The 25,114-nt window shown below is 72.7% G+C and carries 27 protein-coding genes; 18 read left to right on the top strand and 9 right to left on the bottom strand.

Features of this window, described 5'->3' with window-relative positions:
- On the top strand, positions 1-1,916 hold a 1,916-nt coding region (locus F8271_RS08825; RefSeq protein WP_151489204.1), incomplete at its 5' end, for an ATP-dependent Clp protease ATP-binding subunit.
- Between the two features lie 126 nt (positions 1,917-2,042).
- Here F8271_RS08825 and F8271_RS08830 read toward each other — a convergent pair.
- Positions 2,043-2,954 carry an A/G-specific adenine glycosylase gene (locus tag F8271_RS08830; protein ID WP_151489205.1) on the bottom strand — a complete coding sequence of 304 codons (912 nt, stop codon included), beginning with the start codon at positions 2,952-2,954 and terminating at the stop codon, positions 2,043-2,045.
- Between the two features lie 96 nt (positions 2,955-3,050).
- Between F8271_RS08830 and F8271_RS08835 the strand changes: the two genes are divergently transcribed.
- The 3 genes from F8271_RS08835 (at position 3,051) to F8271_RS08845 (ending at position 4,965) form a co-directional block, all read left to right on the top strand.
- Positions 3,051-3,563 carry a glycine cleavage system protein R gene (locus tag F8271_RS08835; protein WP_151489206.1) on the top strand — a complete coding sequence of 171 codons (513 nt, stop codon included), beginning with the start codon at positions 3,051-3,053 and terminating at the stop codon, positions 3,561-3,563.
- Positions 3,560-4,132 carry a peptide deformylase gene (locus F8271_RS08840; RefSeq protein WP_151489207.1) on the top strand — a complete coding sequence of 191 codons (573 nt, stop codon included), beginning with the start codon at positions 3,560-3,562 and terminating at the stop codon, positions 4,130-4,132. Before F8271_RS08835 ends, F8271_RS08840 begins: the two co-directional genes overlap by 4 nt.
- A gap of 113 nt (positions 4,133-4,245) precedes the next feature.
- Positions 4,246-4,965 (top strand): hypothetical protein, encoded by a 720-nt coding sequence (locus F8271_RS08845; protein ID WP_151489208.1) that lies wholly within the window; start codon positions 4,246-4,248, stop codon positions 4,963-4,965.
- 6 nt (positions 4,966-4,971) lie between these two features.
- Here the strand turns inward: F8271_RS08845 and disA are convergent, their stop codons facing one another.
- From disA to F8271_RS08865, 4 genes are all read right to left on the bottom strand, one after another.
- The gene (gene disA / locus F8271_RS08850) at positions 4,972-6,156 is read right to left on the bottom strand and encodes a DNA integrity scanning diadenylate cyclase DisA (protein ID WP_151489209.1); all 1,185 of its coding nucleotides are present in this window, start codon (positions 6,154-6,156) and stop codon (positions 4,972-4,974) included.
- A gap of 131 nt (positions 6,157-6,287) precedes the next feature.
- Positions 6,288-7,745: a DNA repair protein RadA gene (gene radA, locus F8271_RS08855; protein ID WP_151489210.1), complete on the bottom strand. Its 1,458-nt coding sequence runs from the start codon at positions 7,743-7,745 to the stop codon at positions 6,288-6,290.
- 87 nt (positions 7,746-7,832) lie between these two features.
- On the bottom strand, positions 7,833-8,612 hold the full coding sequence (locus F8271_RS08860; protein ID WP_151489211.1) for a hypothetical protein: 780 nt from the start codon (positions 8,610-8,612) through the stop codon (positions 7,833-7,835).
- Between the two features lie 140 nt (positions 8,613-8,752).
- The gene (locus F8271_RS08865) at positions 8,753-9,592 is read right to left on the bottom strand and encodes a UbiA family prenyltransferase (protein ID WP_151489212.1); all 840 of its coding nucleotides are present in this window, start codon (positions 9,590-9,592) and stop codon (positions 8,753-8,755) included.
- Positions 9,593-9,637: 45 nt separating this feature from the next.
- Here F8271_RS08865 and F8271_RS08870 point away from each other — a divergent pair, with 45 nt between their 5' ends.
- The 4 genes from F8271_RS08870 (at position 9,638) to F8271_RS08885 (ending at position 13,428) form a co-directional block, all read left to right on the top strand.
- Positions 9,638-10,411 carry a methyltransferase domain-containing protein gene (locus F8271_RS08870; protein ID WP_151489213.1) on the top strand — a complete coding sequence of 258 codons (774 nt, stop codon included), beginning with the start codon at positions 9,638-9,640 and terminating at the stop codon, positions 10,409-10,411.
- 41 nt (positions 10,412-10,452) lie between these two features.
- Positions 10,453-11,619, top strand: a complete 1,167-nt coding sequence (locus F8271_RS08875; protein ID WP_151489214.1) for an acyl-CoA dehydrogenase family protein — start codon at positions 10,453-10,455, stop codon at positions 11,617-11,619.
- An 85-nt stretch (positions 11,620-11,704) separates the two neighbouring features.
- A complete protein-coding gene (locus tag F8271_RS08880; RefSeq protein WP_151489215.1) occupies positions 11,705-12,763 on the top strand; it encodes a type III polyketide synthase in 1,059 nt (352 codons plus the stop codon).
- Positions 12,764-12,795: 32 nt separating this feature from the next.
- On the top strand, positions 12,796-13,428 hold the full coding sequence (locus F8271_RS08885) for a hypothetical protein (RefSeq protein ID WP_151489216.1): 633 nt from the start codon (positions 12,796-12,798) through the stop codon (positions 13,426-13,428).
- 45 nt (positions 13,429-13,473) lie between these two features.
- On the opposite strand, the gene F8271_RS08890 is transcribed toward F8271_RS08885, so the two are convergent.
- Positions 13,474-14,142: a hypothetical protein gene (locus F8271_RS08890; RefSeq protein WP_151489217.1), complete on the bottom strand. Its 669-nt coding sequence runs from the start codon at positions 14,140-14,142 to the stop codon at positions 13,474-13,476.
- A gap of 327 nt (positions 14,143-14,469) precedes the next feature.
- Here F8271_RS08890 and F8271_RS08895 point away from each other — a divergent pair, with 327 nt between their 5' ends.
- The 4 genes from F8271_RS08895 to F8271_RS08910 are packed head-to-tail and all read left to right on the top strand — an operon-like array spanning position 14,470 to position 17,245.
- Positions 14,470-14,955, top strand: a complete 486-nt coding sequence (locus F8271_RS08895; protein ID WP_007073334.1) for a CarD family transcriptional regulator — start codon at positions 14,470-14,472, stop codon at positions 14,953-14,955.
- Positions 14,956-15,011: 56 nt separating this feature from the next.
- Positions 15,012-15,707, top strand: a complete 696-nt coding sequence (ispD, locus tag F8271_RS08900) for a 2-C-methyl-D-erythritol 4-phosphate cytidylyltransferase (protein WP_151489218.1) — start codon at positions 15,012-15,014, stop codon at positions 15,705-15,707.
- A 16-nt stretch (positions 15,708-15,723) separates the two neighbouring features.
- Complete coding sequence (ispF, locus tag F8271_RS08905) at positions 15,724-16,206, top strand: 2-C-methyl-D-erythritol 2,4-cyclodiphosphate synthase (protein ID WP_151489219.1); 483 nt, start codon at positions 15,724-15,726, stop codon at positions 16,204-16,206.
- Between the two features lie 10 nt (positions 16,207-16,216).
- Positions 16,217-17,245: a tetratricopeptide repeat protein gene (locus F8271_RS08910; protein WP_151489220.1), complete on the top strand. Its 1,029-nt coding sequence runs from the start codon at positions 16,217-16,219 to the stop codon at positions 17,243-17,245.
- Here the strand turns inward: F8271_RS08910 and F8271_RS08915 are convergent.
- Positions 17,242-18,438, bottom strand: a complete 1,197-nt coding sequence (locus tag F8271_RS08915) for a homogentisate 1,2-dioxygenase (RefSeq protein WP_151489221.1) — start codon at positions 18,436-18,438, stop codon at positions 17,242-17,244. The genes F8271_RS08910 and F8271_RS08915 overlap by 4 nt on opposite strands.
- Positions 18,439-18,532: 94 nt before the next feature.
- Between F8271_RS08915 and F8271_RS08920 the strand changes: the two genes are divergently transcribed.
- The 6 genes from F8271_RS08920 (at position 18,533) to F8271_RS08945 (ending at position 23,399) form a co-directional block, all read left to right on the top strand.
- The gene (locus F8271_RS08920; RefSeq protein WP_151489222.1) at positions 18,533-19,402 is read left to right on the top strand and encodes a hypothetical protein; all 870 of its coding nucleotides are present in this window, start codon (positions 18,533-18,535) and stop codon (positions 19,400-19,402) included.
- On the top strand, positions 19,399-20,595 hold the full coding sequence (gene fahA, locus F8271_RS08925) for a fumarylacetoacetase (protein ID WP_151489223.1): 1,197 nt from the start codon (positions 19,399-19,401) through the stop codon (positions 20,593-20,595). The genes F8271_RS08920 and fahA overlap by 4 nt, the downstream gene beginning before the upstream one ends.
- Before the next feature lie 185 nt (positions 20,596-20,780).
- The gene (locus F8271_RS08930) at positions 20,781-20,990 is read left to right on the top strand and encodes a DUF397 domain-containing protein (RefSeq protein ID WP_151489224.1); all 210 of its coding nucleotides are present in this window, start codon (positions 20,781-20,783) and stop codon (positions 20,988-20,990) included.
- Between the two features lie 134 nt (positions 20,991-21,124).
- Entirely contained in the window at positions 21,125-21,610 is a 486-nt protein-coding gene (locus tag F8271_RS08935) for an SRPBCC family protein (protein ID WP_151489225.1), read from the top strand.
- A gap of 91 nt (positions 21,611-21,701) precedes the next feature.
- The gene (locus F8271_RS08940) at positions 21,702-22,958 is read left to right on the top strand and encodes a PQQ-binding-like beta-propeller repeat protein (RefSeq protein ID WP_151489226.1); all 1,257 of its coding nucleotides are present in this window, start codon (positions 21,702-21,704) and stop codon (positions 22,956-22,958) included.
- Between the two features lie 99 nt (positions 22,959-23,057).
- Positions 23,058-23,399 carry an LPXTG cell wall anchor domain-containing protein gene (locus F8271_RS08945; RefSeq protein ID WP_151489227.1) on the top strand — a complete coding sequence of 114 codons (342 nt, stop codon included), beginning with the start codon at positions 23,058-23,060 and terminating at the stop codon, positions 23,397-23,399.
- Between the two features lie 41 nt (positions 23,400-23,440).
- On the opposite strand, the gene F8271_RS08950 is transcribed toward F8271_RS08945, so the two are convergent.
- Positions 23,441-24,289: a hypothetical protein gene (locus tag F8271_RS08950; protein ID WP_151489228.1), complete on the bottom strand. Its 849-nt coding sequence runs from the start codon at positions 24,287-24,289 to the stop codon at positions 23,441-23,443.
- A gap of 160 nt (positions 24,290-24,449) precedes the next feature.
- Positions 24,450-25,004, bottom strand: a complete 555-nt coding sequence (locus F8271_RS08955; protein ID WP_225854288.1) for a hypothetical protein — start codon at positions 25,002-25,004, stop codon at positions 24,450-24,452.
- Positions 25,005-25,114 lie beyond the last annotated feature (110 nt).

The raw sequence follows: 25,114 nt of genomic DNA on the forward strand, positions 1-25,114 counted from the left end.
ACAACCCGGTCCTGATCGGTGAGCCCGGCGTCGGTAAGACCGCCGTGGTGGAGGGGCTTTCCCAGAAGATCATCAAGGGCGAGGTGCCCGAGACTCTCAAGGACAAGCAGCTCTACACGCTCGACCTCGGTGCGCTGGTCGCCGGTTCCCGCTACCGCGGTGACTTCGAGGAGCGCCTCAAGAAGGTGCTCAAGGAGATCCGCACCCGCGGCGACATCATCCTGTTCATCGACGAGATCCACACCCTCGTGGGTGCGGGTGCCGCCGAGGGCGCGATCGACGCGGCGAGCATCCTCAAGCCGATGCTGGCCCGTGGTGAGCTGCAGACCATCGGCGCCACCACGCTCGACGAATACCGCAAGCACCTGGAGAAGGACGCCGCTCTCGAGCGCCGCTTCCAGCCGATCCAGGTGGGTGAGCCGTCGCTGGCGCACACCATCGAGATCCTCAAGGGCCTGCGCGACCGGTACGAGGCGCACCACCGCGTGAGCATCACCGATGCCGCTCTGGTGGCCGCCGCGACCCTGGCCGACCGGTACATCTCCGACCGCTTCCTTCCGGACAAGGCGATCGACCTGATCGACGAGGCCGGTGCACGGATGCGGATCCGTCGGATGACCGCGCCGCCAGACCTGCGTGACTTCGACGAGCGCATCGCCCAGGTGCGTCGCGACAAGGAGTCCGCGATCGACGCTCAGGACTTCGAGCGCGCCGCCCAGCTGCGCGACAAGGAGAAGCAGCTCCTCGGCCAGAAGGCTCAGCGGGAGAAGGAGTGGAAGGCCGGTGACCTGGACGTCGTCAGCGAGGTTGACGACGAGCAGATCGCCGAGGTGCTCGGCAACTGGACCGGCATCCCGGTCTACAAGCTGACCGAGGAGGAGACCTCGCGCCTGCTGCGCATGGAGGACGAGCTGCACAAGCGCGTCATCGGCCAGGAGGACGCGGTCAAGGCGGTCTCGAAGGCGATCCGGCGTACCCGGGCCGGCCTGAAGGACCCGAAGCGCCCGTCGGGCTCGTTCATCTTCGCCGGCCCGTCCGGTGTGGGTAAGACCGAGCTGTCCAAGGCGCTCGCCGAGTTCCTCTTCGGCAGCGAGGACGCCCTCATCCAGCTGGACATGTCCGAGTTCCACGACCGCTACACGGTCTCCCGGCTCGTGGGTGCCCCTCCCGGCTACGTCGGTTACGACGAGGGCGGGCAGCTGACCGAGAAGGTGCGGCGTCGGCCGTTCTCGGTGGTCCTCTTCGACGAGATCGAGAAGGCCCACCCGGACGTCTTCAACACGCTGCTCCAGATCCTGGAGGACGGTCGGCTCACCGACGGTCAGGGTCGGATCGTGGACTTCAAGAACACGGTCATCATCCTGACCACCAACCTGGGCACCCGTGACGTCGCCAAGGCGGTGTCGCTGGGCTTCCAGGCGTCGGAGGACTCCGAGTCCAACTACGACCGGATGAAGCAGAAGGTCAACGACGAGCTCAAGCAGCACTTCCGGCCTGAGTTCCTCAACCGGATCGACGACACCATCGTCTTCCACCAGCTGCGCCAGACCGAGATCCTCTCGATCGTGGACATCATGATCCAGCGGATCGAGACGCAGCTGCGCAACAAGGACATGGGTCTGGAGCTGACCGACAACGCCAAGAAGTACCTGGCGGCGAAGGGCTTCGACCCGGTGCTCGGTGCCCGTCCGCTTCGTCGCACGATCCAGCGCGACATCGAGGACAACCTGTCCGAGCGGATCCTGTTCAACGAGCTGACCCCGGGTCAGATCGTCGTGGTGGACTGCGAGGGCGACCCGAACGACATCGACAAGTCCAAGCTCGTCTTCCGGGGCGCGGAGAAGCCGGTGGAAGTTCCGGACGCCGTGCCGGCCGACCTCGGCGGCAGCACCGCCACCGCAGGCGCGGACGAGTAGCACTACCAGCAGCAAAGGGCGGGGCCCCGGTGGCACAAGCCACCGGGGCTCCGCCCTTTCTGTGCGCGCTCGTTCATCCCGCTCAGGCTGATGCCGCCGACCAGCCACAGACCGGGGCGGGGTGGGTCAGGGGGTGAGGGTTGCCGCCGGTGGGGTCGGGCCGTCACCGGCCAGGCGGAAGGAATCGGTGTCGACCGGTTCGACCAGCCCGTCCTGGACCAGCCCCGCCAGGGCGCGGGCACGCTGGACGTCGTCGGTCCAGACCTGGTCCAGGCGCTGGTGTGGCACCGGCCCGGTGGTTTCCCGGAGTACCCCGAGCAGCAGTCCGCGTACCTGTCGGTCGGTGCCCGCGTACCGCTGCGGGCGACGGGTCGGTCCGGCCGGTGCCTCCTGGCCGGAGGCCCGCCACGCGCAGACCGACTCGACCGGGCAGGCCGTGCAGCGTGGTGATCGGGCCGTGCAGATCACCGCGCCCAGTTCCATGAACGCGGCGCTGGCCAGTGCCGCGGCGGCCGGCTGCGCCGGCAGCAACTCTTCGGTGGCGACCAGGTCGGCCGGTCGGGTGACCGGTCCGGCGTCCGGTTCACCTGCCACGGCCCGGTACACCACGCGACGTACGTTGGTGTCGACGACGGGGTGCCGCTGCCCGTACGCGAACGCGGCCACCGCGCGTGCCGTGTACGTGCCGACTCCCGGCAGTGCCAGCAGGTATTCCAGCCGGTCGGGCACCTGGCCGCCGTGCCGGTCGACGATCGCGACGGCGCATTCGCGCAGCCGGACGGCCCGGCGGGGATAGCCGAGGCGTCCCCACATCCGGATCGCCTCGGCGGGGGTGTCCGCCGCCAACGAGGCCGGGTCGGGCCAGCGGGCCAGCCATGCCTGCCAGGCCGGCACCACCCGGACGACGGGCGTCTGCTGGAGCATGACCTCGCTGACGAGGATGGCCCACGGGGTGACGCCGGGTGCACGCCACGGCAGGTCCCGGGTGTTCTGCTGGAACCATCGGCTGACCAGGGTGGCGAAATCGGGTTGAGTCATGGCGTCGTCGATGATGTCACGGGGCGTGTTCCCGCTGGATGGGCGGATCGGGCGGGGTGTCGCGGCGGCGGCGGGCGGATCGGGGAGAATGCGCGGATGAACGAGCTCGCGATCACCGTCATCGGTCGGGACCGGCCGGGCATCGTGGCCGATGTCGCGGAGGTGCTGGCCCGGCTGGGCGCCAACCTCACCGACAGCACGATGACGAGGCTGCGGGGGCATTTCGCGATGACCCTGATCTGCACCGGTCCGGCCGCCGAGGAGGTCGAGGCCGCGTTGGCGCCGCTGGCCGCGGAGGGTCAACTGCTGGCGACGGTACGCGCGGTCACCCCGGACGGCGAGGTGCCTCCGGGGGGTGAGCCGTACGTGATGGCGGTGCACGGTTCGGACCGGATGGGCATCGTGGCGGCGATGACCCGGGTGCTGGTGGACGCGGGAGGGAACGTCACCGATCTGAGTACCCGCTTGGCGGGCTCGCTCTATGTGGTGCTGGCCGAAGTCGAGTTGCCGGCGGGGGTGGCCGAGACGCTCGTCGACCGGTTGGATCGGACGGCTGCCGAGTTGGGCGTGGAGGTCACGCTCCGGCCGGCGGACCCGGATCTGCTGTGACCGGCGGGCAGGGCGGGGCGTACGCCGGTCTGGGTGACTGGACGCCGGAGTCGTTGTCCGTCGAGGGCGAGATCCGGGCGGTGGTGTCGGCCCCGCATCCGGTGTTGAGTCGGGCCGGCGGTGTGGTCGATCCGACGTCCGAGGAGACGGTCCGGTTGGCCGCCGATTTGGTGGCGACCATGCGGGTCTCGCCGGGTTGCGTCGGGTTGGCGGCGCCGCAGATCGGGGTGGGCGCCCAGGTTTTCGCGGTCGATGTGACGGGGCATCCGAAGGCGGTCACGGTGCACGGCACCTTCGTGTTGTGCAACGCCCGGGTGGTGGAGGCCACCCGGTGGAAGCCGGGCCGGGAGGGGTGCATGTCGGTGCCGGATCTGACCGGGGACGTGAAGCGGGCCAGCCGGCTGGTGGTGGAGGGTGATCTGCCGGGCAGTGGGGAGTCGGTCCGGTTGGTGACCGACGGCTTCGAGGCGCGGGCCTTGCAGCATGAGATCGACCATTGCGCGGGGCTGCTGTTCCTGGACCGGGTGGCAAGTGCGCACGCGGTCTATCAGCGCAAGGTCTACCTCTGAACGGGGCCCCGCGCCGCTGCTGTCCTCAGTGGAGGGTTGGAGTGGCGGGTCGTGGCCTTTCCGGCGCGTCGCGCCGGACTGCTGGGCGTCGCGCGGCTACCGTGGGGGGCATCATGCGTCTGACGGTCGGCCCCCTGCCACCCGCCGTGTACTGGCGGCGTCGCGCCGTCGTACTCGGAGCGGGGCTTCTCTTCCTGATTGTCCTGCTCTACTCGTGCACCGGCTCGGGTCGTTCCGACGGCGGCCGGCCGAAGGCGGGCGGGTCGCCCTCGGCGTCGTCCGCTGCGCCGCCGGGGGCCGGTGGGCCGGTGCTGACTCCGCAGACCGGCGCCCCGTCGGTGCCCGCGTCCGCTGATCCGGCCACGACGGGTCCGAGCCCCGAGATCACCAGCAACAACCCGCCGCCGGGTACGGCCGCCGGCTCGGTGGACGACGGCACCTGCACCGACGCCGAGATCAGCGTGACGTCGGTGGCACGGCCGGTCTCGGTGCAGCGCGGGATGGTCGTCGACCTCCAGCTCAAGATCAAGAACGTTTCCGAGAGGACGTGCAGCCGCAACGTCGGCGCCGACCTTCAGGAGATCTTCATCAAGTCAGGTGCCGAGAAGGTCTGGTCGTCCGACACCTGCGGCAAGGTCCAGGGCTCCGACGTGCAGTCCTTCACGCCCGACTTCGAGCGCTCCTACCAGGTGGGCTGGAACGGGCGCGACACCACCCGCTGCGACGACAACGGCCTGGCGGCCGGGCCGTTCCCGCCCGCGGGCACCTACCAGGTGCTCGCCCGGGTCGGCACGAAGCTCAGCGCTCCCGTGAAGCTCACCATCACCGGCTGAGCCGGATCAGACGTACCGCTCCAGGATGGACGCCTCGGCGAGCCGGGACAGCCCCTCCCGGACGCCCCGGGCACGGGCGTCGCCGACACCCTCGACGGCCTGCAGGTCTTCCACGGTCGCGCCCAGCAGCCGCTGGAGGCTGCCGAAGTGCAGCACCAGCCGGTCGACCACCGCCACCGGCAGCCGCGGCACCTTCGCCAGCAGCCGGAAGCCACGGGGGCTGACGGCGGCGTCCAGCGCGTCCGATGCGGCCGGGTAGCCGATCGCCTTGGCCACCGACACCAGGTCGATCAGCTCGGTGGCGCCGAGCAGGTCCAGTTCGACAAGCGCCTCGTCCAGGGTGCGGGACTTGCGCCCGACCGGCAGGTAGTCGCGGATGACCAGCGTCCGGTCGGCGTCCACGCCGGCCATCAGCTCGTCGAGTTGGAGGGCGAGCAGCCGGCCGTCGGTGCCCAACTCGACCACGTAACCGGCGATCTCGTCGGCGATCCGGCGGACCATCTCCAGCCGCTGCACCACGGCCACCGCGTCCCGGACGGTAACCAGATCCTCGATCTCCAGCGCGGAGAGCGTCCCGGAGACCTCGTCCAGGCGGAGCTTGTAGCGCTCCAGGGTCGCCAGCGCCTGGTTGGCGCGGGACAGGATGGCCGCCGAGTCGTCGAGCACGTGGCGCTGACCGTTGACGTAGAGGCTGATGATCCGCATCGACTGGCTGACCGAGATGACCGGGTAGCCGGTCTGCCGCGCCACCCGCTCGGCGGTGCGGTGCCGGGTGCCGGACTCCTCCGTCGGGATCGACGGGTCGGGCATCAGGTGCACGGCCGCCCGGACGATCCGGGTGCCGTCGCTGGAGAGCACGACCGCGCCGTCCATCTTGCACAGCTCGCGCACCCGGGTCGCGGAGAACTCCACGTCCAGGGGGAAGCCGCCGGTGCACAGACCCTCGACGACCTTGTCGTAGCCGAGGACGATGAGCGCGCCGGTGCGGCCGCGCAGGATGCGCTCCAGACCGTCGCGCAGCGCGGTGCCGGGCGCCATCAGGGCGAGGTTGGCCCGTAGCGGGTCCCCGGCGCTCCCGGTGGCCCCCGCGGTCACGCTCACGCTGATCGGGCGGGCGGGCGAGCCCACGGCGCCGGTGCGGGCGTGGGGCGGCGCGCCGGCTGGCTTGGTGGTATCGCGGTCGATCGGCACGGGCACAGTCTACGGACTGCCGTGCGGTGGGTGCTGTCGTGGTTACTGTGATGTGTCACGATGCCGCCCTTCCAACCGTTGCCCGCTTGCGGCGTGCTGTCCGGTATCGCCCTCCGCGCCGGCACGGTGGGTCACTCGGCGGACGCGCGCGCCGCATGATGCAGTGCGGAACGGACGTCGGTGACCTCGGTCACCCGCATCTGCCCGGGGCCGGCACCGGTGCTCTCCGGGCCACAGCCGGGCGGCACCAGCGCCACCTTGAACCCCAGCCGGGCCGCCTCGGCCAGCCGACGCGGCACCGCACCGACCCGACGCACCTCGCCGGTGAGCCCCACCTCGCCGATCGCCACCAGGTGCGGTGCGATGGCCAGGTTGAGCCCGCCGGAGGCGACCGCCAACGCCACCGCCAGGTCGGCGGCCGGCTCCACCACCCGGATGCCACCCACGGTGGCCGCGAAGACCTCCCGGTCGTGCAGTGTCAAGCGCTCCGTACGACGTTGCAGCACCGCGAGCACCATCGCCAGCCGGGCCGAGTCGAGGCCGGAGACGGTGCGGCGGGGTGAACCGGCCACCGTCGCGCCGATCAGTGCCTGCACCTCGGTGACCAGGGCACGACGCCCCTCCATGGCCACGGTCACACAGGTGCCGGGGACCGGCTCCGAGTAGCGGGTCAGGAACAGGCCGGACGGGTCGGCGAGGCTGCTGATGCCGCCCTCGTGCATCTCGAAGCAGCCGACCTCGTCGGCCGCGCCGAATCTGTTCTTGACGCCGCGCACCAGCCGCAACGAGGAGTGCTTGTCGCCCTCGAAATGCAGCACCACGTCCACCAGGTGCTCCAGCACCCGGGGGCCGGCGACCTGGCCGTCCTTGGTGACGTGCCCGACCAGCACGGTGGCGATGCCCCGCTCCTTGGCGACCGACACCAGGGCCGCGGTGACCGCCCGGACCTGGGTCACCCCGCCCGGCACCCCCTCGGTGCCGGTGGTCGAGATGGTCTGCACCGAGTCGAGCACCAGCAGGCCCGGCTTGACCGCGTCGAGGTGCCCGAGCACGGAGGCCAGGTCGCTCTCGGCCGCGAGGTAGAGCTGGTCGTGCAGCGTGCCCATCCGCTCGGCACGCAACCGCACCTGACTGACCGACTCCTCACCGCTGACCACCAGCGACGGGCTGCCGGCGCCCACCGCCCACTGCTGTGCGACGTCCAGCAGGAGGGTCGACTTGCCCACCCCGGGCTCGCCGGCGAGCAGCACCACCGCGCCCGGGACCAGGCCACCGCCCAGCACCCGGTCGAGCTCGCTCACCCCGGTGGGTCGGGCGCGGGCCGGAGCGGCGCTGATGGTGGCGATCGGTCGGGCCGGCTCGGACGGCATCCGGGAACTGACCACCCGCCCGGAGACGGTCGGCCCGGTCACCGTGGACTCGACCACCGAACCCCACTCGCCGCACTCCGGGCAGCGCCCCACCCACTTGGGTGGCTGGTGCCCGCAGGCGTCGCACTCGTAGGCCGGACGCGGATCGCGTGGGGCGGACCGAGCGCGGGGGGCACCGGCCGTCCCGCCGCGCGGAGAGGTCGATCGGGAGGTGGTCACATCAGGACGCTAGCCCTCTCGTACGACGAAAACACCCCGGCGTGGTGGTCACCACGCCGGGGCGTTCGTCGATGTCGGGGTGCCGGGTCAGTCGTGGGTCGTGCCGCCCTCGTTGCCCTCGTAGCCGCCCTCACGCTCGATGATCGGCGAGGGAGGCGCCGCCGGGGTGAGCGGCACCGCGATCGGCGCCTGGCCGCTGACCGTGTTGCCGTTACCGAAGTCGAAGGTAACGAAGACGTTCTGGCCGGAACGCAGCGCCTCGGTCAGGCCGATCAGCCGGAGCTGCGTGGTGGCCTCGGAGTTGAGCTGGAGGTAGCTCAGCGGGGCCAGCTCGATGCGGGCCGGCTGACCCGGCGCGGCGGGGCTGGCCGAACCCGACGCCCGCGCCGACTCCGGGGCGGACGGGGTGGCCGAGGACGACCCGGTCTCGGAGGGGGTCGCCGACGGGCTGGCCGAGCGGGACCCGGAGGTCGACGGGCTGGACGAATCGGACGGGGTCGCGCTGGGCGACGCGGACTCCGAGGCGGACGGCGACGGGCTCGCCGAACCGCTGCTGATCACCAGCTCGCGGGCGCTGTCGGTGGTGACGGTGACCGTCACCGTCTCCTTGGAGTCGTTGTAGATCACGGCGTTGAGCAGGGCGTCCTGACCGGCCCGGTAGCCCTCGGGGCCCGGATAGTCGACCAGCAGGCCGCGCACCGAGTACGAGCCGTTGCTGGTCGTGAGGTTGACGCCCTGGATCGACGGCTCCTTCAAAGCGGTCTCGGCGATCTGACCGGTGCCGCAGCCGGACGCCAGCAGGCTGGCCGCCGCGATCCCGGACAGCAACAGGGCCGCCCGCCGGGATCCCCTGATCGAGCGCGTCACGTCGGTCCTCCTCGTCACAATCCCCACCCGGCCTCCACGCCGGGCACGGTGGCCATACCCGCGCAGACCGCGCTCCAGGGTAGTTGGGGCTGATCGAGGCCCGCACGCGGACCCGGCAATGCCACCTTCCCGGGTGCCGGTCACACCACCCGACCGCTCGCCACCAGCAGGACCACGTCGATGAGGGCGATCAGCATGACCCCCCGGAAGGCCGCCACCGGCCGCCGGCCGGCCCGGAGCGCCGAGCGACCGGCGTACCAGCTCAGCGGCGGTACCACGGCGGCCGCGCCGACCGCCGCGACGCCGACCGCCGACGGCGGCCCGGGTGGCCCGAGGACCAGGGCGGCGGTCGCCGCGAGCAGGAGCGTGGCGGCGGCGAGCCGGCTGCCGGTGGCGCCCAGCCGGTGCGGCAGCCCGCGCACACCCGTGCGGGCGTCGTCGGCCAGGTCGGGGAGCACGTTGGCGAAGTGCGCGCCGGCGCCGAGGCACGCCGCAGCGGTGAGCAGCCACGCCGGCGGGGTCGGCTGGCCGGGCAGGGCCAGCACCACGAAGGCGGGCAGTGCCCCGAACGAGACCGCGTAGGGCAGCACCGAGAACGCGGTGGCCTTGAGCGGCCAGTCGTAGAGCAGCGCGGAGACCAGGGCGACGGTGAGCCAGAACGCCGCCGTGGGGTTCGTGGTCAGCGCCAGCAGCGGGCAGGCCACCGCGGCCACCGCGGCGGCCCAGGCCGTGGTGCGCCGGCCGACCGCGCCGGCTGCGACCGGTTTGTCGGTACGCCCCACGGTGGCGTCCCGCTCGGCGTCCAGCGCGTCGTTGGTCCACCCGACGGCCAGCTGGCTGGCCAGCACGGCGAGCACCACCGAGGCGATTCCGGACGGTCGGTGCCCCACCCCCCAGGCCAGCAGACCGGCCACCGTGGTCACCGCTGCGGCCGGTTCCGGATGGCTCGCCCTGACCAGCCCTAACACCCTCGACGACATAAGGGAAGTCTGGTCGTTACCGAGCAGTCGTGCCACGCTCGTGCCATGCGAGACGTGGCTGCGGCCCCGGCGTCCACCGGCCCCCGGGTGCTGCCGCGCAACGATCCGCGCCAGTACGACGACCTGGCCGGTGAGTGGTGGCGGCCGGATGGCGCGTTCGCGATGCTGCACTGGCTGGCGGAGGCCCGCGCGGCGCTGGTGCCGCCGGCGAGTCGGCCCGACGCGCTCCTCGTCGACCTGGGCTGTGGCGCCGGCCTGCTCGCGCCACACCTGGCTGGTAAGGGTTACCGGCATGTCGGGGTGGACCTGACCCGGTCGGCGCTGGTCCAGGCCGCCGAGCACGGGGTACGCGTCGTGCAGGCCGACGCCACGTCGGTCCCGCTGCCGGACGGCTGCGCCGACGTGGTCTCCGCCGGCGAGCTGCTGGAACATGTGCCGGCGTGGCCGCGTGTGGTAGCCGAGGCGTGTCGGATGCTGCGCCCCGGTGGCCTGCTGGTGCTGGACACCCTGAACGACACGGCGCTGGCGCGGCTCGTCGCGGTACGCATCGCCGAGCGTCTGCCGACGGTGCCGCGCGGCATCCACGATCCACAGTTGTTTGTGGACGCTCGCGAGCTGGTGGCCGAGTGCGCCCGGCACGGCGTCGACCTGCGGCTGCGGGGCATTCGGCCGCAGGTGGGCGGCCTGCTGGCCTGGTTGGTGCGGCGGGCCCGCGCGTCCCGGTCCTCCGGTGCGGTGGCGGTCGGCCGCGCCCCGCGCATCGTGCCGACCCGTTCCACGGCCGTGCTTTACCAGGGCCGGGGGGTCCGCAAGGGATAGTCGGCCGTGGCGGGGGTATGGACGCCGAGAAGGGGGCGAATATGACGGTGCACGCGCTGGAGGCGGCCCGCCGGTTGGCGCCGCGGTTCGCCGCGCGGGCGGCGGAGCACGACCGGGACGGCTCCTTCCCGGTCGAGGATTTTCGTGACCTGCGGGAGGCCGGCCTGTTCGGGCTGATGGTGCCCCGGGCGCTGGGTGGTCTCGGCGCCAGCTTCGCCGAGTACTCCGCCGTGGCCACCGAGCTTGCCCGGGGCAACGGCGCGACGGCCCTGGTGTTCAACATGCACGCGTCGGTCACCGGGGCGCTGGGTGCCGTCACCGAGGAGTTGGCCGAGGCGCTGGGTGTGCCGGACGAGGCGTTGGCCGCCCGGGATCGGCTGCTCACCGCGGCGGCGCAGGGTTCGTGGTACGCGGTCGCGATGAGCGAACGCGGTGCCGGCGCACGGCTCTCGCAACTGAGTACGGTCTACGAGGCGACCGACGGCGGCTGGCATCTCAAGGGCAGCAAGACCTTCTGTTCGGGGGCGGGGCACGCCGACGGCTACCTGGTGGCCGCGCGCAGTGCCGCCGACCAGTCGGTGGTGTCCCAGTTCCTGGTGCCGGCCGGCGACGGGTTGACCGTCGAGCCGACCTGGGACGCGCTCGGCATGCGTGCCACCTCCTCGCATGACCTGCACCTGGACGTCACCGTGCCGGCCGACCGGCTGCTCGGTGGGGTGGAGGGGTTGGCCCTGGTGGTCGCCCAGCTGATGCCGCACTGGCTGGTGGCGAGTTACGCGGCGGTCTACGTGGGGGTGGCCCAGGCGGCGATCGACGCGGCGGCCGAGCACCTCAACGCCCGCAACCTGGCCGGCCTGCCGGCGGTGCGGGCGCGGTTGGGGCGGGCGGACGCGGCGACCGCGGCGGCCCGGCTGGTGGTCGCCGAGGCGGCCCGCCGGGTGGACGATGCGCCGGGCGACGCGGAGACCAACCGGTGGGTGTGGCGGGCCAAGCTGCTCGCCGGCACCACGGCCGCCGAGGTGGCGGCGTCGGTGCTGGAGGCGGCGGGCACCTCGGCGACGCGGCGCGGCCATCCGTTGGAGCGGCTCTACCGGGACGCCCGTTGCGGGTCGTTGCACCCGGCGACGTCGGATGTCTGCGCCGACTGGCTGGGCATCGCCGCGCTGGGCGGCGACCCGGACCGCGACGGATCGACTCCGCGTTGGTGAGCCGGCGCGGCTCGGGTGAGGTGGTGCGACGGCCGGGCACGATGGCCGGGGGGACGGACCGGGGGAGGACAGCTTCGGACGAGAGGTGGGGATCGTGCCCGTACCAGTGATCGCGGGGCTCGGAACGGCGCAGCCGCCGTCGGCCTCGCAGGACGAGTTGTGGGAGGGCTTCTTCTCCCGGCACTTCTCCGGCACCACCCGGTCGTTGGCTCAGCGGATCTTCGCCAACTCGGGGGTGACCCGGCGGCAGGCGGCCGTCAATCCCCTGTTGGAGGACGTCTCGGACTGGCCGACCGAACGCCGGATGCGCCGCTACCAGGTGGAGGCGTTGCCGCTGGGTAAGGAGGCGGTCGGTCGTGCGTTGACGGCGGCCGGGCTCGGTGCCGGCGACGTGGGGTTGTTCATCGTCTGTTCCTGCACCGGGTACGCCACCCCGGGGCTGGACATCCTGCTGGCCCGGGATCTCGGCATGGCTCCGGACACGCAGCGGATGTTCGTGGGTCACATGGGCTGCTACGCAGCACTGCCAGGGCTGGGCGCGGCGAGTGACTTCGTCACCGCCCGGGGGCGTCCGGCGCTGCTGCTCTGCGCGGAGTTGACCAGCCTGCACATCCAGCCGTCCAGCGCCCGGGTGGACACTCAGCAGATCGTCTCGCACGCGCTCTTCTCGGACGCCGCGGTCGCCGCCGTGGTGGTGCCGGATGGTCGGGGGTACGCGCTGCGTGAGGTCACGTCGGTCACCGACACCTCGACGGCGGACCACATGACCTGGGACGTGACCGACGCCGGTTTCCGGATGGGGTTGTCGCCGAAGGTGCCGCAGGTGCTGTCCCGGCATGTGCGTGCTCTGGTCGACGACCTGCTGGCCCGGCACGGCACGACCGGTTCCGAGGTGGACGGTTGGGCGGTGCACCCGGGTGGGCCGCGGATCCTCAACGTGGTGGAGCGGGAGTTGGCTCTGCCGCCGCAGGCGTTGGCGGCGTCCCGGGCGACGCTCGACGAGCACGGCAACTGTTCCTCGCCGACGGTGCTGCTGATCGTGGATCGGCTCAGCCGCGCGGCCACGGCGCCCCGCCGGATCGTCATGCTGGCGTTCGGCCCCGGCCTCACCCTGTACGCGGCCCTTCTCGATCGACAGGAGTGATCTCCGCGCGGCCCGGCGGTACGCTCAGCACCATGGACACGGCGGACGATCGGCTGCGGTCGGTGGTGCTGGTCGGGGTGACCCTGGCCGTGCTGGCGGTGGGCGGCTGGTGGTGGCGGGCCGCCGCCCCTGCCCCGACGGCCGGGTCGGCCGGCCCGCCGACGGCCGCGTCGAGCGTCAGCACCGACCTGGACCGGGTCGTCGCCTCCGGTGCGCTCGATGAGCGGGTGACGATGCGGGTGGATCCGCAGACCGGCGACATCATCAGCTTCCAGCGCCGCCCGTCGCTGATCGACCCCACGACGGGCGCGCTCACCGGCATCGACAGCGACGAGGGGGTGCTCTCCTCGGGGAGTGACCTGCCGTCGTTCCACCAGACGATCTGGCGGGAGGACCGGGAACTCGCGCCGGGCCAGGGGCTGACCAGGCAGGCGTCCGACGACGGCTCCCGCTATCTGCTGCAGTACCGGTGCACCCGACCGGGCGCCATGGCGGTGACGGGCACCGGGGCCGAGATCGCCGGCCCGCCGCGCATCGACTGCGACGGCTCGGTCGCCTCGGCCGAGGTGCTGCCCGGTGGCGGGCCGTTCCGGGTGTCCCTGTCGGCCGTCGGCGACCAGCCCATCGACGTCGAGGTGCAGCTCGTCGCCCTGCCTCCGCGCTAGGCAGGCCCCTCAGACGGCGCGGGCCGGTCGGGCGGTGAGGGCCGGTCAGGCGGCGAGGGCGCTCAGGTCGTCCCGGTACGCGTCGACCGGCCCGAGGTCGGGCAGCACCCGGGTGACCACGCCGGTGCGGTCGACCAGCAGTGCGGTCGCGGCACCGGGCCCCAGGAACGAGCGCAGCCCGCCGGCGGGGTCGGCAAGTGCCCGGACGCCGTTGATCGGCGGTGGGGTGCTGACCGCCCGCCCTTCGGTCACGGTGACCACGGTGACCCCGGCGGGCGCTGCGGCGACGGCCTCGGCGACGACGTCCGGGCACGCGCAGTCGTCCACCAGGATGATCATGGCGGGCAGCAGGCCGCGCAGCGGCACCGGCGCCTGGCCGGCGTCAACCAGGTCCAGCGCGGGCAACGCCCGGCCAGTGAGGGACGCGGGTGGTGAGGACGGTGTCGGTGTCGGCCGGTCGGTGCCGCGGGTGGCGCGAGGCCAGGTGACGGCGAGCAGGCCGGCCAGCGTGGTGAGCACCGCGATCAGCAGGACCAGCATCGGCAGGGCCAGCGCCCGGTGTGGGCCGGCGGCGCGGCGTAGCTCACGGCGGAGCTGTGCGGCCTCGCTGGCGAGCGCCGAGGCGTCGTCGGGGATGACCACGCGACCCCATTCGGGTGGCAGGTCGGGCAGGCCGTCGGACGGCCCGTGGCCCTCTGCGTCCGGCTTGCCCATCGGACCCCCTGAAGCGTCTCGAGAGCGGAATGCTGTTCGGCCTCCAGCGTCCCCCACCGGGGGCACCTCTCGCTACACCTGGGCGCGGTCCCGCTGCCCGGGATACCATGAAGTGAGCGCATAGCCCTTGATCTCGACGTTCTGTTCACCCGTACCGGGCAGTCATCCGTGCGTTACGGAGCGTGTTCGAACCATCGGTTTGACCGCCTGTCAAGCTGAAGAAAGACCTCTCACAGGGCCCCTGAGCTGCGCCAACGGTCAGGACATCGGTGAGACATCGGTGCCTGACCGTGTTACCCTAGACACAGCGAAAGGGGTTTCGAACCTATGGTTTTCAGTGTCGGCGAGACCGTTGTTTACCCCCACCACGGGGCCGCACTCATCGAGGCAATCGAGACTCGGGTCATCAAGGGCGAGCCTAAGCAATATCTCGTCCTGAGGGTCGCGCAGGGTGACCTGACGGTCCGGGTGCCCGCCGAGAACGCCGAGATCGTGGGCGTGCGCGAGGTGGTTGGCGAAGAGGGCCTCGGTAAGGTCTTCGACGTTCTTCGGGCTCCGCACACCGAAGAGCCGACCAACTGGTCGCGGCGTTACAAGGCCAACCTGGAAAAGCTGGCCTCCGGCAACCCGCTGAAGGTCGCCGAGGTCGTGCGTGACCTGTGGCGCCGGGAGCGGGAGCGGGGCCTGTCCGCGGGTGAGAAGCGGATGCTCGCCAAGGCCCGCGACATTCTCGTCGGCGAGGTCGCGCTGGCGGAGAAGAGCACCAAGGACGAGGCGGAGACGCTGCTCGACAAGGTGCTCACCGAGGCCTAGTCCGCACAGCATCGTCGTATCCGATTCGTAGCGAAGAAACCACCGAGGACCGCGACGTGACCGCGCAGCTCAATCCGCGCGGTGACGTCGCGGTCCTCGTGCCTGCGGCGGGTGCCGGTGTACGACTCGGCCCCGGCCGGCCCAAGGCGCTGCGCCTGCTCGCCGGCGAACCGCTGCTGGTGCACGCCGTACGGCGGTTGGCGGCGGCACCCTCGGTGCACACGATCGTGGTGGCGGCGCCGGCCGCCGAGGTGACGGCCGTCCGCGAGCTGCTCGCCCCGGTGGCACCGGTGACCGTGGTGCCCGGCGGGGCGGAGCGGCAGGCGTCGGTGGCCGCCGCGCTGGCCGCGGTGCCCGCCGGCCCGACGATCATCCTCGTGCACGACGCCGCCCGCGCGCTCACCCCTGCCGAGCTGGTCGAGTCCGTCGCGGCGGCGGTCCGGTCCGGCCGGGACGCGGTGATCCCGGTGCTGCCGGTCGTCGACACGATCAAGGAGGTCGGTGCCGGCGAGGTGGTGCTCGGCACCGTCGACCGGTCCGCCCTGCGCGCGGTGCAGACCCCGCAGGGTTTCCGCCGGGCTGTGCTCACCGCGGCGCACGCCGCAGCGGGCGACCCGCTCACCGACGACGCCGGTCTCGTCGAGAAGCAGGGCATCACCGTGAGCTGTGTGCCCGGCTCCGAGTACGCCCTGAAGATCACCCGGCCCTTCGACCTGGCGCTCGCGGAGCATCTGCTCGCCGCCGGCGGCTGACGCGTACCCTCGGGTCATGATCGTTCCCCGGGTGGCCATCGGCACCGACGTGCACGCGTTCGAGCCCGGCCGGCCCTGCTGGGTCGCGGGCCTGCTCTGGCCCGACCAGGATGGCCTGGCCGGGCACTCGGACGCCGACGTGGCCGCGCACGCCGCCTGCAACGCGCTGCTCTCCGCCGCCGGCCTCGGTGATCTCGGCTCCGTCTTCGGGGTGGGTCAGCCGGAGTGGGCCGGCGCGTCGGGGGTGGCCCTGCTGACCGAGACGGCCCGGCGGGTGCGTGCCGCCGGCCTGGAGATCGGCAACGTGTCCGTGCAGGTCGTCGGCAACCGACCCAAGATCAGTCGCCGCCGGGAGGAGGCCCAGCAGGTGCTCTCCGCCGCCGTCGACGCCCCGGTGACCATCTCCGCCGCGACCACCGACGGCCTCGGTTTCACCGGCCGGGAGGAAGGCTTGGCCGGCATCGCGGTGGCGCTGGTGTACGACGCTCCGGCCGCCTAGGCTCGCCGCGATGTCCACCGATCCCACCCCCGACCAGTCCGCCGCCGACGGCTACGTCCAGCGCGCCCAGCTCCTCGCCGAACTCGGCCGCCACGACGAGGCGGCCGGTGAGTTGACCTACGGGCTCGCCCTGCGCCCCGACGCCCCGGACGCCCTCACCATGCTGGCCCGGGTGCACCTGGCCGCCGGCCGGCCGGCGGACGCGCTCACCGCCGCCGACGCGGCCGTGGCCGCCGCACCGGATGCTCTTCCGCCACTGGTCACCCGTGCCATGGCGCTGGCCGACCTGGGGCGGTACCCGGAGTCGGCCGCCACCGCCGACCGGCTCCTCGCGCTCGGCGCCGACGACGCGTACGCCCAGCGCAGCGCGGCGGCGATCCTGGCCGACTCGCGCAACGGCCAGCCGGCGCTCAACGCGGCCTGGCGCGGGGTCGAGCTGGCGCCGGACGAACCGCAGGCGCACCTCGTGCTCGGTCTGGTCGCCGCCCGGCTGGAGCTGTTCGACCTGGCCGAGCGGGCCTACCGGGAGGCGTTGCGGCTCGACCCTCTCCTCGCTGACGCCCCCCACGACGTGGGTGTCATCCGCCTCGAGCAGCGCCGCTGGTCGCAGGCGTTGGAACATGTCGCCGAGGCGGTCACCATCAGCCCGAGCCGGATGGACTCCGGGCGGACCATCGCGTACGGCCTGCACCGCCTGGTGCTCTGGGGCGCGGGCTGGTCGCTGGTGGCGGCGGTGCTGGTGGCGTTCGCGGCCTCGGCCAACGACGGGCTCTCCCGCGTCGTCGCGGTGCTCGCCGCGCTGACCGGTGGGGTCGTGGTGTGGCAGCTCGCCGCACGCCTGCCGGGGCTGACCCGGACGGTGCTGCCCGCCCTGGTGCACTCGGATCGGGCGATGGCGCTGGCGATCTACGCGGTGGGAGCCGCGCCCGTGCTGCTCCTGGTGTACGCGGTGGTCGGCTCGCCGTGGCCGCTGGTGCTGGCCATCGCCGCCACCGCGATCGCCGAGTTCGCCGTCTTCACCCGTACCGCGATCCGCTAGGCCCGTCGCGCCCAGGTCCAGGCGTACGCGTCGTCCTCGCAGGTGCGGGCCGCGTCGCAGAGATCCAGCGGGCGGAAGGTGTCGACCATGACGGCCAGCTCGTCGAAGTAGTCCGCGCCGATGGAGCGTTCGGCGGCGCCCGGCTGGGGGCCGTGGGTGAAGCCGGACGGGTGCAGCGAGATCGACCCCTGCTCGATGCCGGAGCCGCGCCGGGCCTCGTAGTTGCCGCCGGTGTAGAAGAGCATCTCGTCGGAGTCGACGTTGTGGTGGTTGTACGGCACCGGGATCGAGTCCGGGTGGTAGTCGACCTTGCGGGGCACGAAGGAGCAGATGACGAAGTTGGGCCCCTGGAAGGTCTGGTGCACGGGCGGGGGCTGGTGGATGCGGCCGGTGATCGGCTCGAAGTCGTGGATGGAGAACGCCCACGGGTAGAGGTGCCCGTCCCAGCCGACCACGTCGAACGGGTGGTTGGCATAGGTGTGACGAGTCCACGCAGTGCCGCTGCCACCGGGGCCTGCGGCCCGGGACCGGTGGCGGACCAGCACCTCGACCTCCTCGCCGTTGACGAGCAGCGGCGCGTCCGGCCCCCGGACGTCGCGCTCGCAGTACGGCGAGTGCTCCAGGAACTGGCCGCGGACGGAGAGGTAGCGCTTGGGCGGGCCGATGTGCCCGGACGCCTCGACGGTGAGCAGCCGGACGGGCTGGTCGCCGGTGGGCACGAGCCGGTGGATGGTCGAGGTGGGGATGACGACGTAGTCGCCGGCGACCGCGTCCAGTGCCCCGAACGGCGACTCGACCCGCATCGTGCCCGCCTCGACGTAGAGGCAGTGGTCGCCGGTGGCGTCGCGGAACAGCGGCGAGGGCCGGTCGGCGAGCACGTACCCGATCCGTACGTCGTCGTTGGCGAGCAGGTACTGCCGGCCGAGGATCGGGTCGGCGCCGCCGGTGTCCAGCTTGTGGGTGCGCAGGTGGCGGGGCTTGAGCGGCAGGTTTGGTGCCCGGGTGAACGCGGGCGGGGTGAACTCGTCGGCGGCGAGGATCGCGGTGGGCGCGTGCCGGTGGTAGAGCAGGGACGAGTCGGAGGAGAAGCCCTCCTGGCCCATCAGCTCCTCGGCGTAGAGGCTGCCGTCGGGCTGGCGGAACTGGGTGTGGCGCTTGCGGGGCACCTCGCCGACGCTGCGGTAGTACGGCATCTCGCCTCCCGATAAGTCCCGTTCACCGGCCGGTGGCGTCCGATAATCGGACGCTGTTGTCCGTTCCTCGTAGCGTCCCGTACATTCTTGTTCCGTGTCAACGCAGGTGCCCGCACTCCTCGACGGCCTGGTGGACGACGCCGCCGTCTTCCCTCCGGGCAGCGCCACGCTCGCCGACGCGCTGACCGCCCACCGCCGACACCGCGCCGCCTGGTACGCCGACCTGGTCGGCCCGCTGCTCCTGCCCGCCTCGACCGTCGCGTCCGGCGAGCTGAGCGATCTCGTCGATCCCGGCGAGGGCCTGGTGGTCGGCCTGATCGGCGACACCGGGATCAGCGGCCTGCCCCTCGCGCACTCCTTTCTGGCCCCGGACGGCGTCACGGCACGCCAGATCGAGGTGGCCGTCGCCAAGCGGGGCGAGGACCCGCTGCCCGGCATCGCCGAACTGCTGGCGCTGACCGGCACGCTGCCGGGCGTCGAGACCGTCTACGCCGAGCTGCCGCTGACCTTCGGGCTGATGGGTGCGCTGGACGCGCTCGCCGCCGCCCGCGCGGACGGGGTGCCGATCGCCGCCAAGTTCCGCACCGGCGGTCTCGCCGCCGAGCTGTTCCCCACCCCGGCCGAGCTGGCCGCCGTGATCTGCGCCTGCCGCGACCGGGACCTGCCGTTCAAGCTCACCGCCGGGCTGCACGAGGCGGTCCGGCACCTCGACCCGGAGACCGGCTTCACCCACCACGGCTACGCCAACGTGCTGGCCGCGACGCTGGCGGCCGCCCACGGCGAGGGCGTGGGGGCGGTCACCGAGCTGCTCACCGTGCTCGACCCGCGTCCCCTGCTGGAACGCGCGAACGCGGGGCTGGACGCGCCGCGCCCCCTGTGGGTCGGCTTCGGCTCGTGCAGCATCCTGGAACCACTGACCGATCTGATCCGGCTGGGGCTGGTGAACGGGGGCTACGACGCATGACCTGGGTGACCGGCGCTGACGGGTCGCCGTACGGGGTGACGAACCTGCCGTACGGAGTGTTCCGGTCGGACGGGGGCGAGCCGCGGATCGGCGTACGGATCGGGTCATGGGTGTTCGACCTGGCCGGGGCGGAGGCCGCCGATCTGGTGCTGGCCGCCGGCACGCTGTGTCGGCCCACCCTGAACGGCTTCATGGCGCTGGGCCGTCCCCAGTGGACGTCGGTACGGCAGCGGATCACGGAGTTGCTGACCGACCCGGCGCACCGGGCCGCGGTGGAGCCGCTGCTGGTGCCCCTGGCCGACGTGGAGCTGCTGCTCCCGGTGGAGGTGGCCGACTACGTCGACTTCTACTCGTCGGAGCACCACGCGTCGAACGTCGGGCAGATCTTCCGCCCCGGTCAGCCGCCGCTGCTGCCGAACTGGAAGCACCTGCCGATCGGCTACCACGGGCGGGCCGGCACCGTCGTCGTCTCCGGCACGCCGGTGACCCGGCCGACCGGGCAGCGGGCCTCCGCCGAGGGTCCGGTCACCGGCCCGTCGGTACGCCTGGACATCGAGGCCGAGGTGGGCTTCGTGGTGGGCGTACCCAGCACGTTGGGCGACCGGGTGTCCGTCGACGACTTCGCCGACCACGTCTTCGGTGTGGTGCTGGTCAACGACTGGTCGGCCCGGGACATCCAGGCGTGGGAGTACCAGCCGCTCGGCCCGTTCCTCGGCAAGTCCTTCGCCACCTCCGTCTCGGCCTGGGTGACGCCGCTGGACGCGCTCGCCGACGCATTCGTGCCGGCCCCCGACCAGGACCCGCCGGTGGTCGACTACCTGCGCGACGTGCCGCACCTCGGGCTCGACCTCCGGCTGGCGGTCGAGTGGAACGGCGAACGCGTCAGCGAGCCGCCGTTCGCCACCATGTACTGGACGCCGGCGCAGCAGTTGGCGCACCTCACCGTCAACGGCGCGTCCCTGCGTACCGGCGACCTGTACGCCTCGGGCACCGTCTCCGGCCCTGACCGGGGGCAGGTCGGGTCGTTCCTGGAGTTGACCTGGGGCGGCGCCGAGCCGGTGCGGCTCGGCGCCGAGACTCGCACCTTCCTGGCCGACGGAGACACGGTGACCATCACCGCCACCGCGCCCGGCCCGGACGGCACCTCCATCGCCCTCGGCGAGGTCACCGGCACGGTCCGCCCGGCCCGTTGAGCGCTGTGCCGTGCAGGGGCCGGCTCCTGTCTCGTCGACGGGACTCTTGATCGCACCGACTGTGCGATGGCCAGGCCGGGTTGCCGCGTTGATCGTCGCGGATTCCGTCGCCCCACCGGCGGTACGCGCCGGGCCCTCGCCCGGGTGTCAGCGGTGGGGCAACCCATCGCACACGGAGGTAGACGATGCACGATCTCGCGCGCGCGGTCTGGCGTACCAGTAGCCGCTCCAACGATCAAGGGCTCTGCGTGGAAGTGGCGGACAACCTGGTCGACGTCCTCGGTCTGGTCGCGGTCCGCGACTCCAAGGATCAGGCCGGCCCCACACTGGCCGTCAGCCCGCCGGGATGGACAGCGTTCATCGGAGCGATTCAGGCCGGTCGCTTCGAACGCTGAGCGGCACCGCACCGGTCAACCGGTGCGATGTGGCCGCCGAAAAGGACAGCGGGGCCTCCGGGTGGTGGAAATTCCGTCCCGGGGGCCCCGTCCGGCGCTCACGCCGCGTACCGTCGACGACACGGGAGGGTGGCATGTCGACGGTGGCGGTTACCGGGTTCATCGAGGCACACGCCGTCGATGTCTGGCGTCTGCTGACCGACCTGCCCGGCCGTGCCGCCCGGATGACCGCCGCCGGCCCCACCGAGTTGCTCACACCCGGTCCGTTCGGGCCGGGCACCGCGTGGCGCGAGGAACGCGCCCAGCCGGGCGGCGGCACCCTGATCGAGGAGTTCCTGGTGGTGGAGGCCCTCGCCCCTCATCGGCTGGTGCTCTGCTCGTCCGGCGCCAACGTGGACTACCGGATCACCTGGAGTCTGCGGCCGGTCCGGCGTCGCCGCCGGGGGTGCACGGCGGTCACCGTCACCCAGGAGGCGGTGCCGACCGGTCCGTACCCTCGGGTGGTCGCGTTGCTGCTCGGTGGGCTCGCCGCCCGGGCGGTCGAGGTGGCCCTCCGGCGTGATCTCGCCGACCTGACCGTCGCGGCGGCCACCGCCGTCGGTTCCGTCGACGCCGCCTGACACCCTCGCCGCCGCCCCGGACCGCGGGTCACGTGACCTCAGCCGGGGTGCGGCCGCTTGCGCTGGGTAGGGTGCCGGGCGGAGGTGCGGCATGGGGTTCCCGAAGGGCCGGCGACGGCTCGTGATGGCGGTCGCGGCGGTGCTCGCCGTCGCGGTCGTCGCGCTCGTCGTCCACCGGGTGCTCGCGCCGGCCGAGGTGAGCACGGTGGCCCGGGGTGAGTACCCGGCCGCGGCCCAACCGGCCGCCGGTGTGATCGGCCGGCTCCCCGCCGCACCGTTGATCGTTGATGCCCGGCTGCGGGTGTACGCGGCGCACCGTCAGGTCTACGCCGACCGGCCCGTCACCGGGCGGTACCGGACCAGCCCGTTCTGGTCGTACCGGCGCTGGCCGGCGGAGCTGATCGGGGTGGTGGCCAGCGGTCGTACCGTGGTCAGCCGCTGGTCCGACGGTCAGGTGGTCGCGCTCGACGCGTCGACCGGTCGGGTGCGGTGGCGGGCCGGAGGGCCGGCGCCGGCCGAGGGTGGCGCGGTGCCGCGACGCACCGGTGCGGCCACCGTCTGGGATCCGCGCGGGCTCTACCTCACCGACCTCGCGGACGGCCGGACGGTGTTGGTGGTCACCGGGGACTCCCAGGCACGCGGGGTGGAGTTGGCCGACGGCCGGGAGCTGTGGCGGGTCGACCTGCCCGGCCCGTGCCGCAGCGACGTCGGCACCACCGTGTCGGGGCAGTTGATCGGCCTGGACACCTGCGCCGGGCCCGCCACGGTCGAGTTCCGGGACGCGGCCACGGGTGCGGTGCGCGAGCGCTGGCGACCGCCGGGCGGCCCCGATCAGCTGGTGGTGACCCCGCTCGGCTGCCGTGCCGGCCGGTCGGACTGCCCGGGGCTGCGGACCTCCGGGCCGGGCGACGCGGATGGCCGGGGTTGGCTGCTGGGCACCGGCGAGCCGATCCCCGCGTCGGCGCTCGATCCGACCGGTGCGACCCTGGCCGGCGAGCAGGCCGTCGCGGTGCGCGACGGGGTGGCGGTGGGCCGGTCGGCGCGTACGGGTGCCGAGCTGTGGCGTTTCGGCGGCCTGGGCCCGGCGCGGGTGCTCGCCGTGCAGGCTGGCCGGGTACATCTGCTGACCGAGGCGAACGAGCTGGTGACGCTCGACCCGGTGACCGGCGCGCAGCTGTCCCGCTTCACGCTCAACGTCGGCTCGGACGGTACGGGCTGGGCGCCGGGTGCGGTGGCCGCCACGGACGGCTATGTCGCGGTGGAACGACTCCGCGAGCCGGTCGACCCGGACGGAGACGACCAGCGGTACTACCTGACCGCCGAGGCGCTCATCCTGGCCGCCACCTGATACGGGCACTGAGCCGACAAACTTTCACCGCTTCTGACCGGAAAAGGTACGTTTCTCACGGTTCAGGTTGGCGATGAAAGGGGTCGGCGCATGGGTCGGATGGCAGCCAGGCGGCTCGCCGGCGGTGTCCTCGCCGCGGCCGCGAGCCTCACGCCGGCGGTGACGCCGGCGTTCGCCCCGCACGCCGTGGCGAGTGTGGTCACCGCCGTCCGGGCCGAGCCGTCGGCGGACACCGGCGTCACCTTCGAGGTCGTACCGGCCCGGCCCACACAGGACCCGACGCAGCCCCCGCCCGCCCCGACGCAGCCCGCACCCACCAGTTCCGGCGGTGAGCTGCCGGTGACCGGGTCGGGATCGTCGGCGGCCGGTGCGCTGGCGTTGCTGGGGCTGGCCCTGGTGTTCCTCGGCTGGGCGGTGGCCCGTCGCCGACGAGCGGCGTGAACCGGCCGGCGGGCGGCGTGAACCGGCCGGCGACCGACGGCTCACCGCGCAGCCGAGAGCCGTTTGCGGTGCCGGCGGGCCAGCCAGATCAGGCCGGCGACGACCAGCAGACCCGCGGCGGTCATCGCCAGGTTCCAGCCGGCAGCCATCCGGGACAGGAGCGTCCCGGGCTTGCCCACCTTGCCCGGGGCGGGGAACTCGATCTGCCGGGTCGCGTCCTTCTTCACCAGGCCGCTCTCCAGGTTGACCTGGATCTTCCACGGCCCGTTCGCCAGCTCGTTCGGAAACCGGACGGTGACCTGGCCGGACGCGCCCGGTGCCAAGGTGGTGCCCTGCACGACGTCGAACGGGCCGGCCCGGCTGCCGGCCGGTCCCTCGGAGAGGCTCACCCTGCCGGTGAGGTCCAGGGCCCGACCCCCGGTGTTGGAGACCTCGATGGCGACCGACGGCTCGCCCTGCGGGCTCCGTGCCGGCAGCATCTCGCCGATGGTGAAGTCGGAGGCGGGTTCACCACCGGGGCCGATGTCCAGGTAGATCCGGATGCCGACCCGGTGGATCTGGGTGACGCTGCCGCTGGGCCGCGGTGCGGAGACCGCCGAAGCCCAGATCACCCCGTACCGTTCACCGGCGGAGGCCTTCTCCGGCACCGTGATGGTCGCCCTGACCCGAGCCTCCTGCGACGGTTCGAGCTCGACCACCTCGTGGTCGAGCGTGATCCACGAGGTCAGCTCGTTGCTCGCGTGTCCCTCGCCGAAGGCGAACTTCCCCTTCTCCAGGCTCGCCGCCGCCGGATAGACGTCGATCTTCTGCCGCTCGTCGGTCCGGTTGACGATCAGCACCTGTCGCTTGATGGTGGTGCCCGGCGGCAGGTGGTCGACGATGTAGCGCAACGCCCGGGGGTCGTCGCGGCGATTGCTCGGCGCCTCCAGGAGCCGGATCCCGAGGCGGTCGTCGGCGTCCGGCTCGGCCGCGCCGGCCCGGGTCGACAGACCCGGACCGGCGAGGCAGAACAGGGCGAGCGCGACCGCGATGGTCGACCGCCCCCGGCGGTCACGCCACCGAATGTGTCACCGTGCCGGTGTAGACGCCCGCGATGCTGTCCAGCGGGACGTTGACCACCAGGGTGGGGTTCCAGGCGGCGGTGTTGCCGCCGGTGCCGCCAGCGTGAGTGAACGCGGTGAGCGGCGTGACACTGTCCAGCGGCGCGGCGGCGCCGGCGGTGGCCTGACCCGGGGTGAAAGTGCCGTCGCCCGTCGTCGCGGTCGCCGGACCGGACCAGTAGTCGATCTCGGAGGGCAGCACCGTCTCGGGCGGGGAGCCACCGCCGGTCTGGAACACCGTCGCCGTCACCGAGGCGACCCAGGAGGCGTCGGCGGCACCCCGGGAGTCGGTGACCGTGACCGCGCCGAGCTGGCCGGTGATGGTGCCACCGGGTGCGCCGGTGCCGAGGTCGGCGGTGGCCGGCGCGACGATGTCGAGGGTGCCGGCGAGCACCTCGAACGTGGTGGCCGTGTCGTCGGTGGGCGCGGCGGCGGCCGGCGCGGCGAGGAAGCCCACCATCGCGGCGGCCGCCGCTCCGGCGAGGCAGATCTTGGCAGTACGCACTGTTCGTTACCCCGTTTTCTCGAAGTGAGCCGGCGCGGGTCCGCGCCGCACCGGCTACTTCGAAAGATAGGGTAAATAAAGCTAAAAACTAGACAAAACAGACTTATGTC

The sequence above is a fragment of the Micromonospora sp. ALFpr18c genome (genome assembly GCF_008868155.1).
In the GTDB taxonomy this organism is placed as follows: Bacteria; Actinomycetota; Actinomycetes; order Mycobacteriales; family Micromonosporaceae; genus Micromonospora.

Coding starts and splice junctions, on each gene's coding strand:
- ispF (WP_151489219.1), top strand. CDS start 15,724: ATGATCGTTCCCCGGGTGGCCATCGGCACCGACGTGCACGCGTTCGAG.
- F8271_RS08865 (WP_151489212.1), bottom strand. CDS start 9,592: ATGTCGTCGAGGGTGTTAGGGCTGGTCAGGGCGAGCCATCCGGAACCG.
- F8271_RS08895 (WP_007073334.1), top strand. CDS start 14,470: ATGGTTTTCAGTGTCGGCGAGACCGTTGTTTACCCCCACCACGGGGCC.
- F8271_RS08870 (WP_151489213.1), top strand. CDS start 9,638: ATGCGAGACGTGGCTGCGGCCCCGGCGTCCACCGGCCCCCGGGTGCTG.
- F8271_RS08910 (WP_151489220.1), top strand. CDS start 16,217: ATGTCCACCGATCCCACCCCCGACCAGTCCGCCGCCGACGGCTACGTC.
- F8271_RS08875 (WP_151489214.1), top strand. CDS start 10,453: ATGACGGTGCACGCGCTGGAGGCGGCCCGCCGGTTGGCGCCGCGGTTC.
- F8271_RS08945 (WP_151489227.1), top strand. CDS start 23,058: ATGGCAGCCAGGCGGCTCGCCGGCGGTGTCCTCGCCGCGGCCGCGAGC.
- F8271_RS08885 (WP_151489216.1), top strand. CDS start 12,796: ATGGACACGGCGGACGATCGGCTGCGGTCGGTGGTGCTGGTCGGGGTG.
- F8271_RS08930 (WP_151489224.1), top strand. CDS start 20,781: ATGCACGATCTCGCGCGCGCGGTCTGGCGTACCAGTAGCCGCTCCAAC.
- fahA (WP_151489223.1), top strand. CDS start 19,399: ATGACCTGGGTGACCGGCGCTGACGGGTCGCCGTACGGGGTGACGAAC.
- F8271_RS08835 (WP_151489206.1), top strand. CDS start 3,051: ATGAACGAGCTCGCGATCACCGTCATCGGTCGGGACCGGCCGGGCATC.
- F8271_RS08830 (WP_151489205.1), bottom strand. CDS start 2,954: ATGACTCAACCCGATTTCGCCACCCTGGTCAGCCGATGGTTCCAGCAG.
- F8271_RS08890 (WP_151489217.1), bottom strand. CDS start 14,142: ATGGGCAAGCCGGACGCAGAGGGCCACGGGCCGTCCGACGGCCTGCCC.
- F8271_RS08935 (WP_151489225.1), top strand. CDS start 21,125: ATGTCGACGGTGGCGGTTACCGGGTTCATCGAGGCACACGCCGTCGAT.
- F8271_RS08915 (WP_151489221.1), bottom strand. CDS start 18,438: ATGCCGTACTACCGCAGCGTCGGCGAGGTGCCCCGCAAGCGCCACACC.
- F8271_RS08845 (WP_151489208.1), top strand. CDS start 4,246: ATGCGTCTGACGGTCGGCCCCCTGCCACCCGCCGTGTACTGGCGGCGT.
- F8271_RS08940 (WP_151489226.1), top strand. CDS start 21,702: ATGGGGTTCCCGAAGGGCCGGCGACGGCTCGTGATGGCGGTCGCGGCG.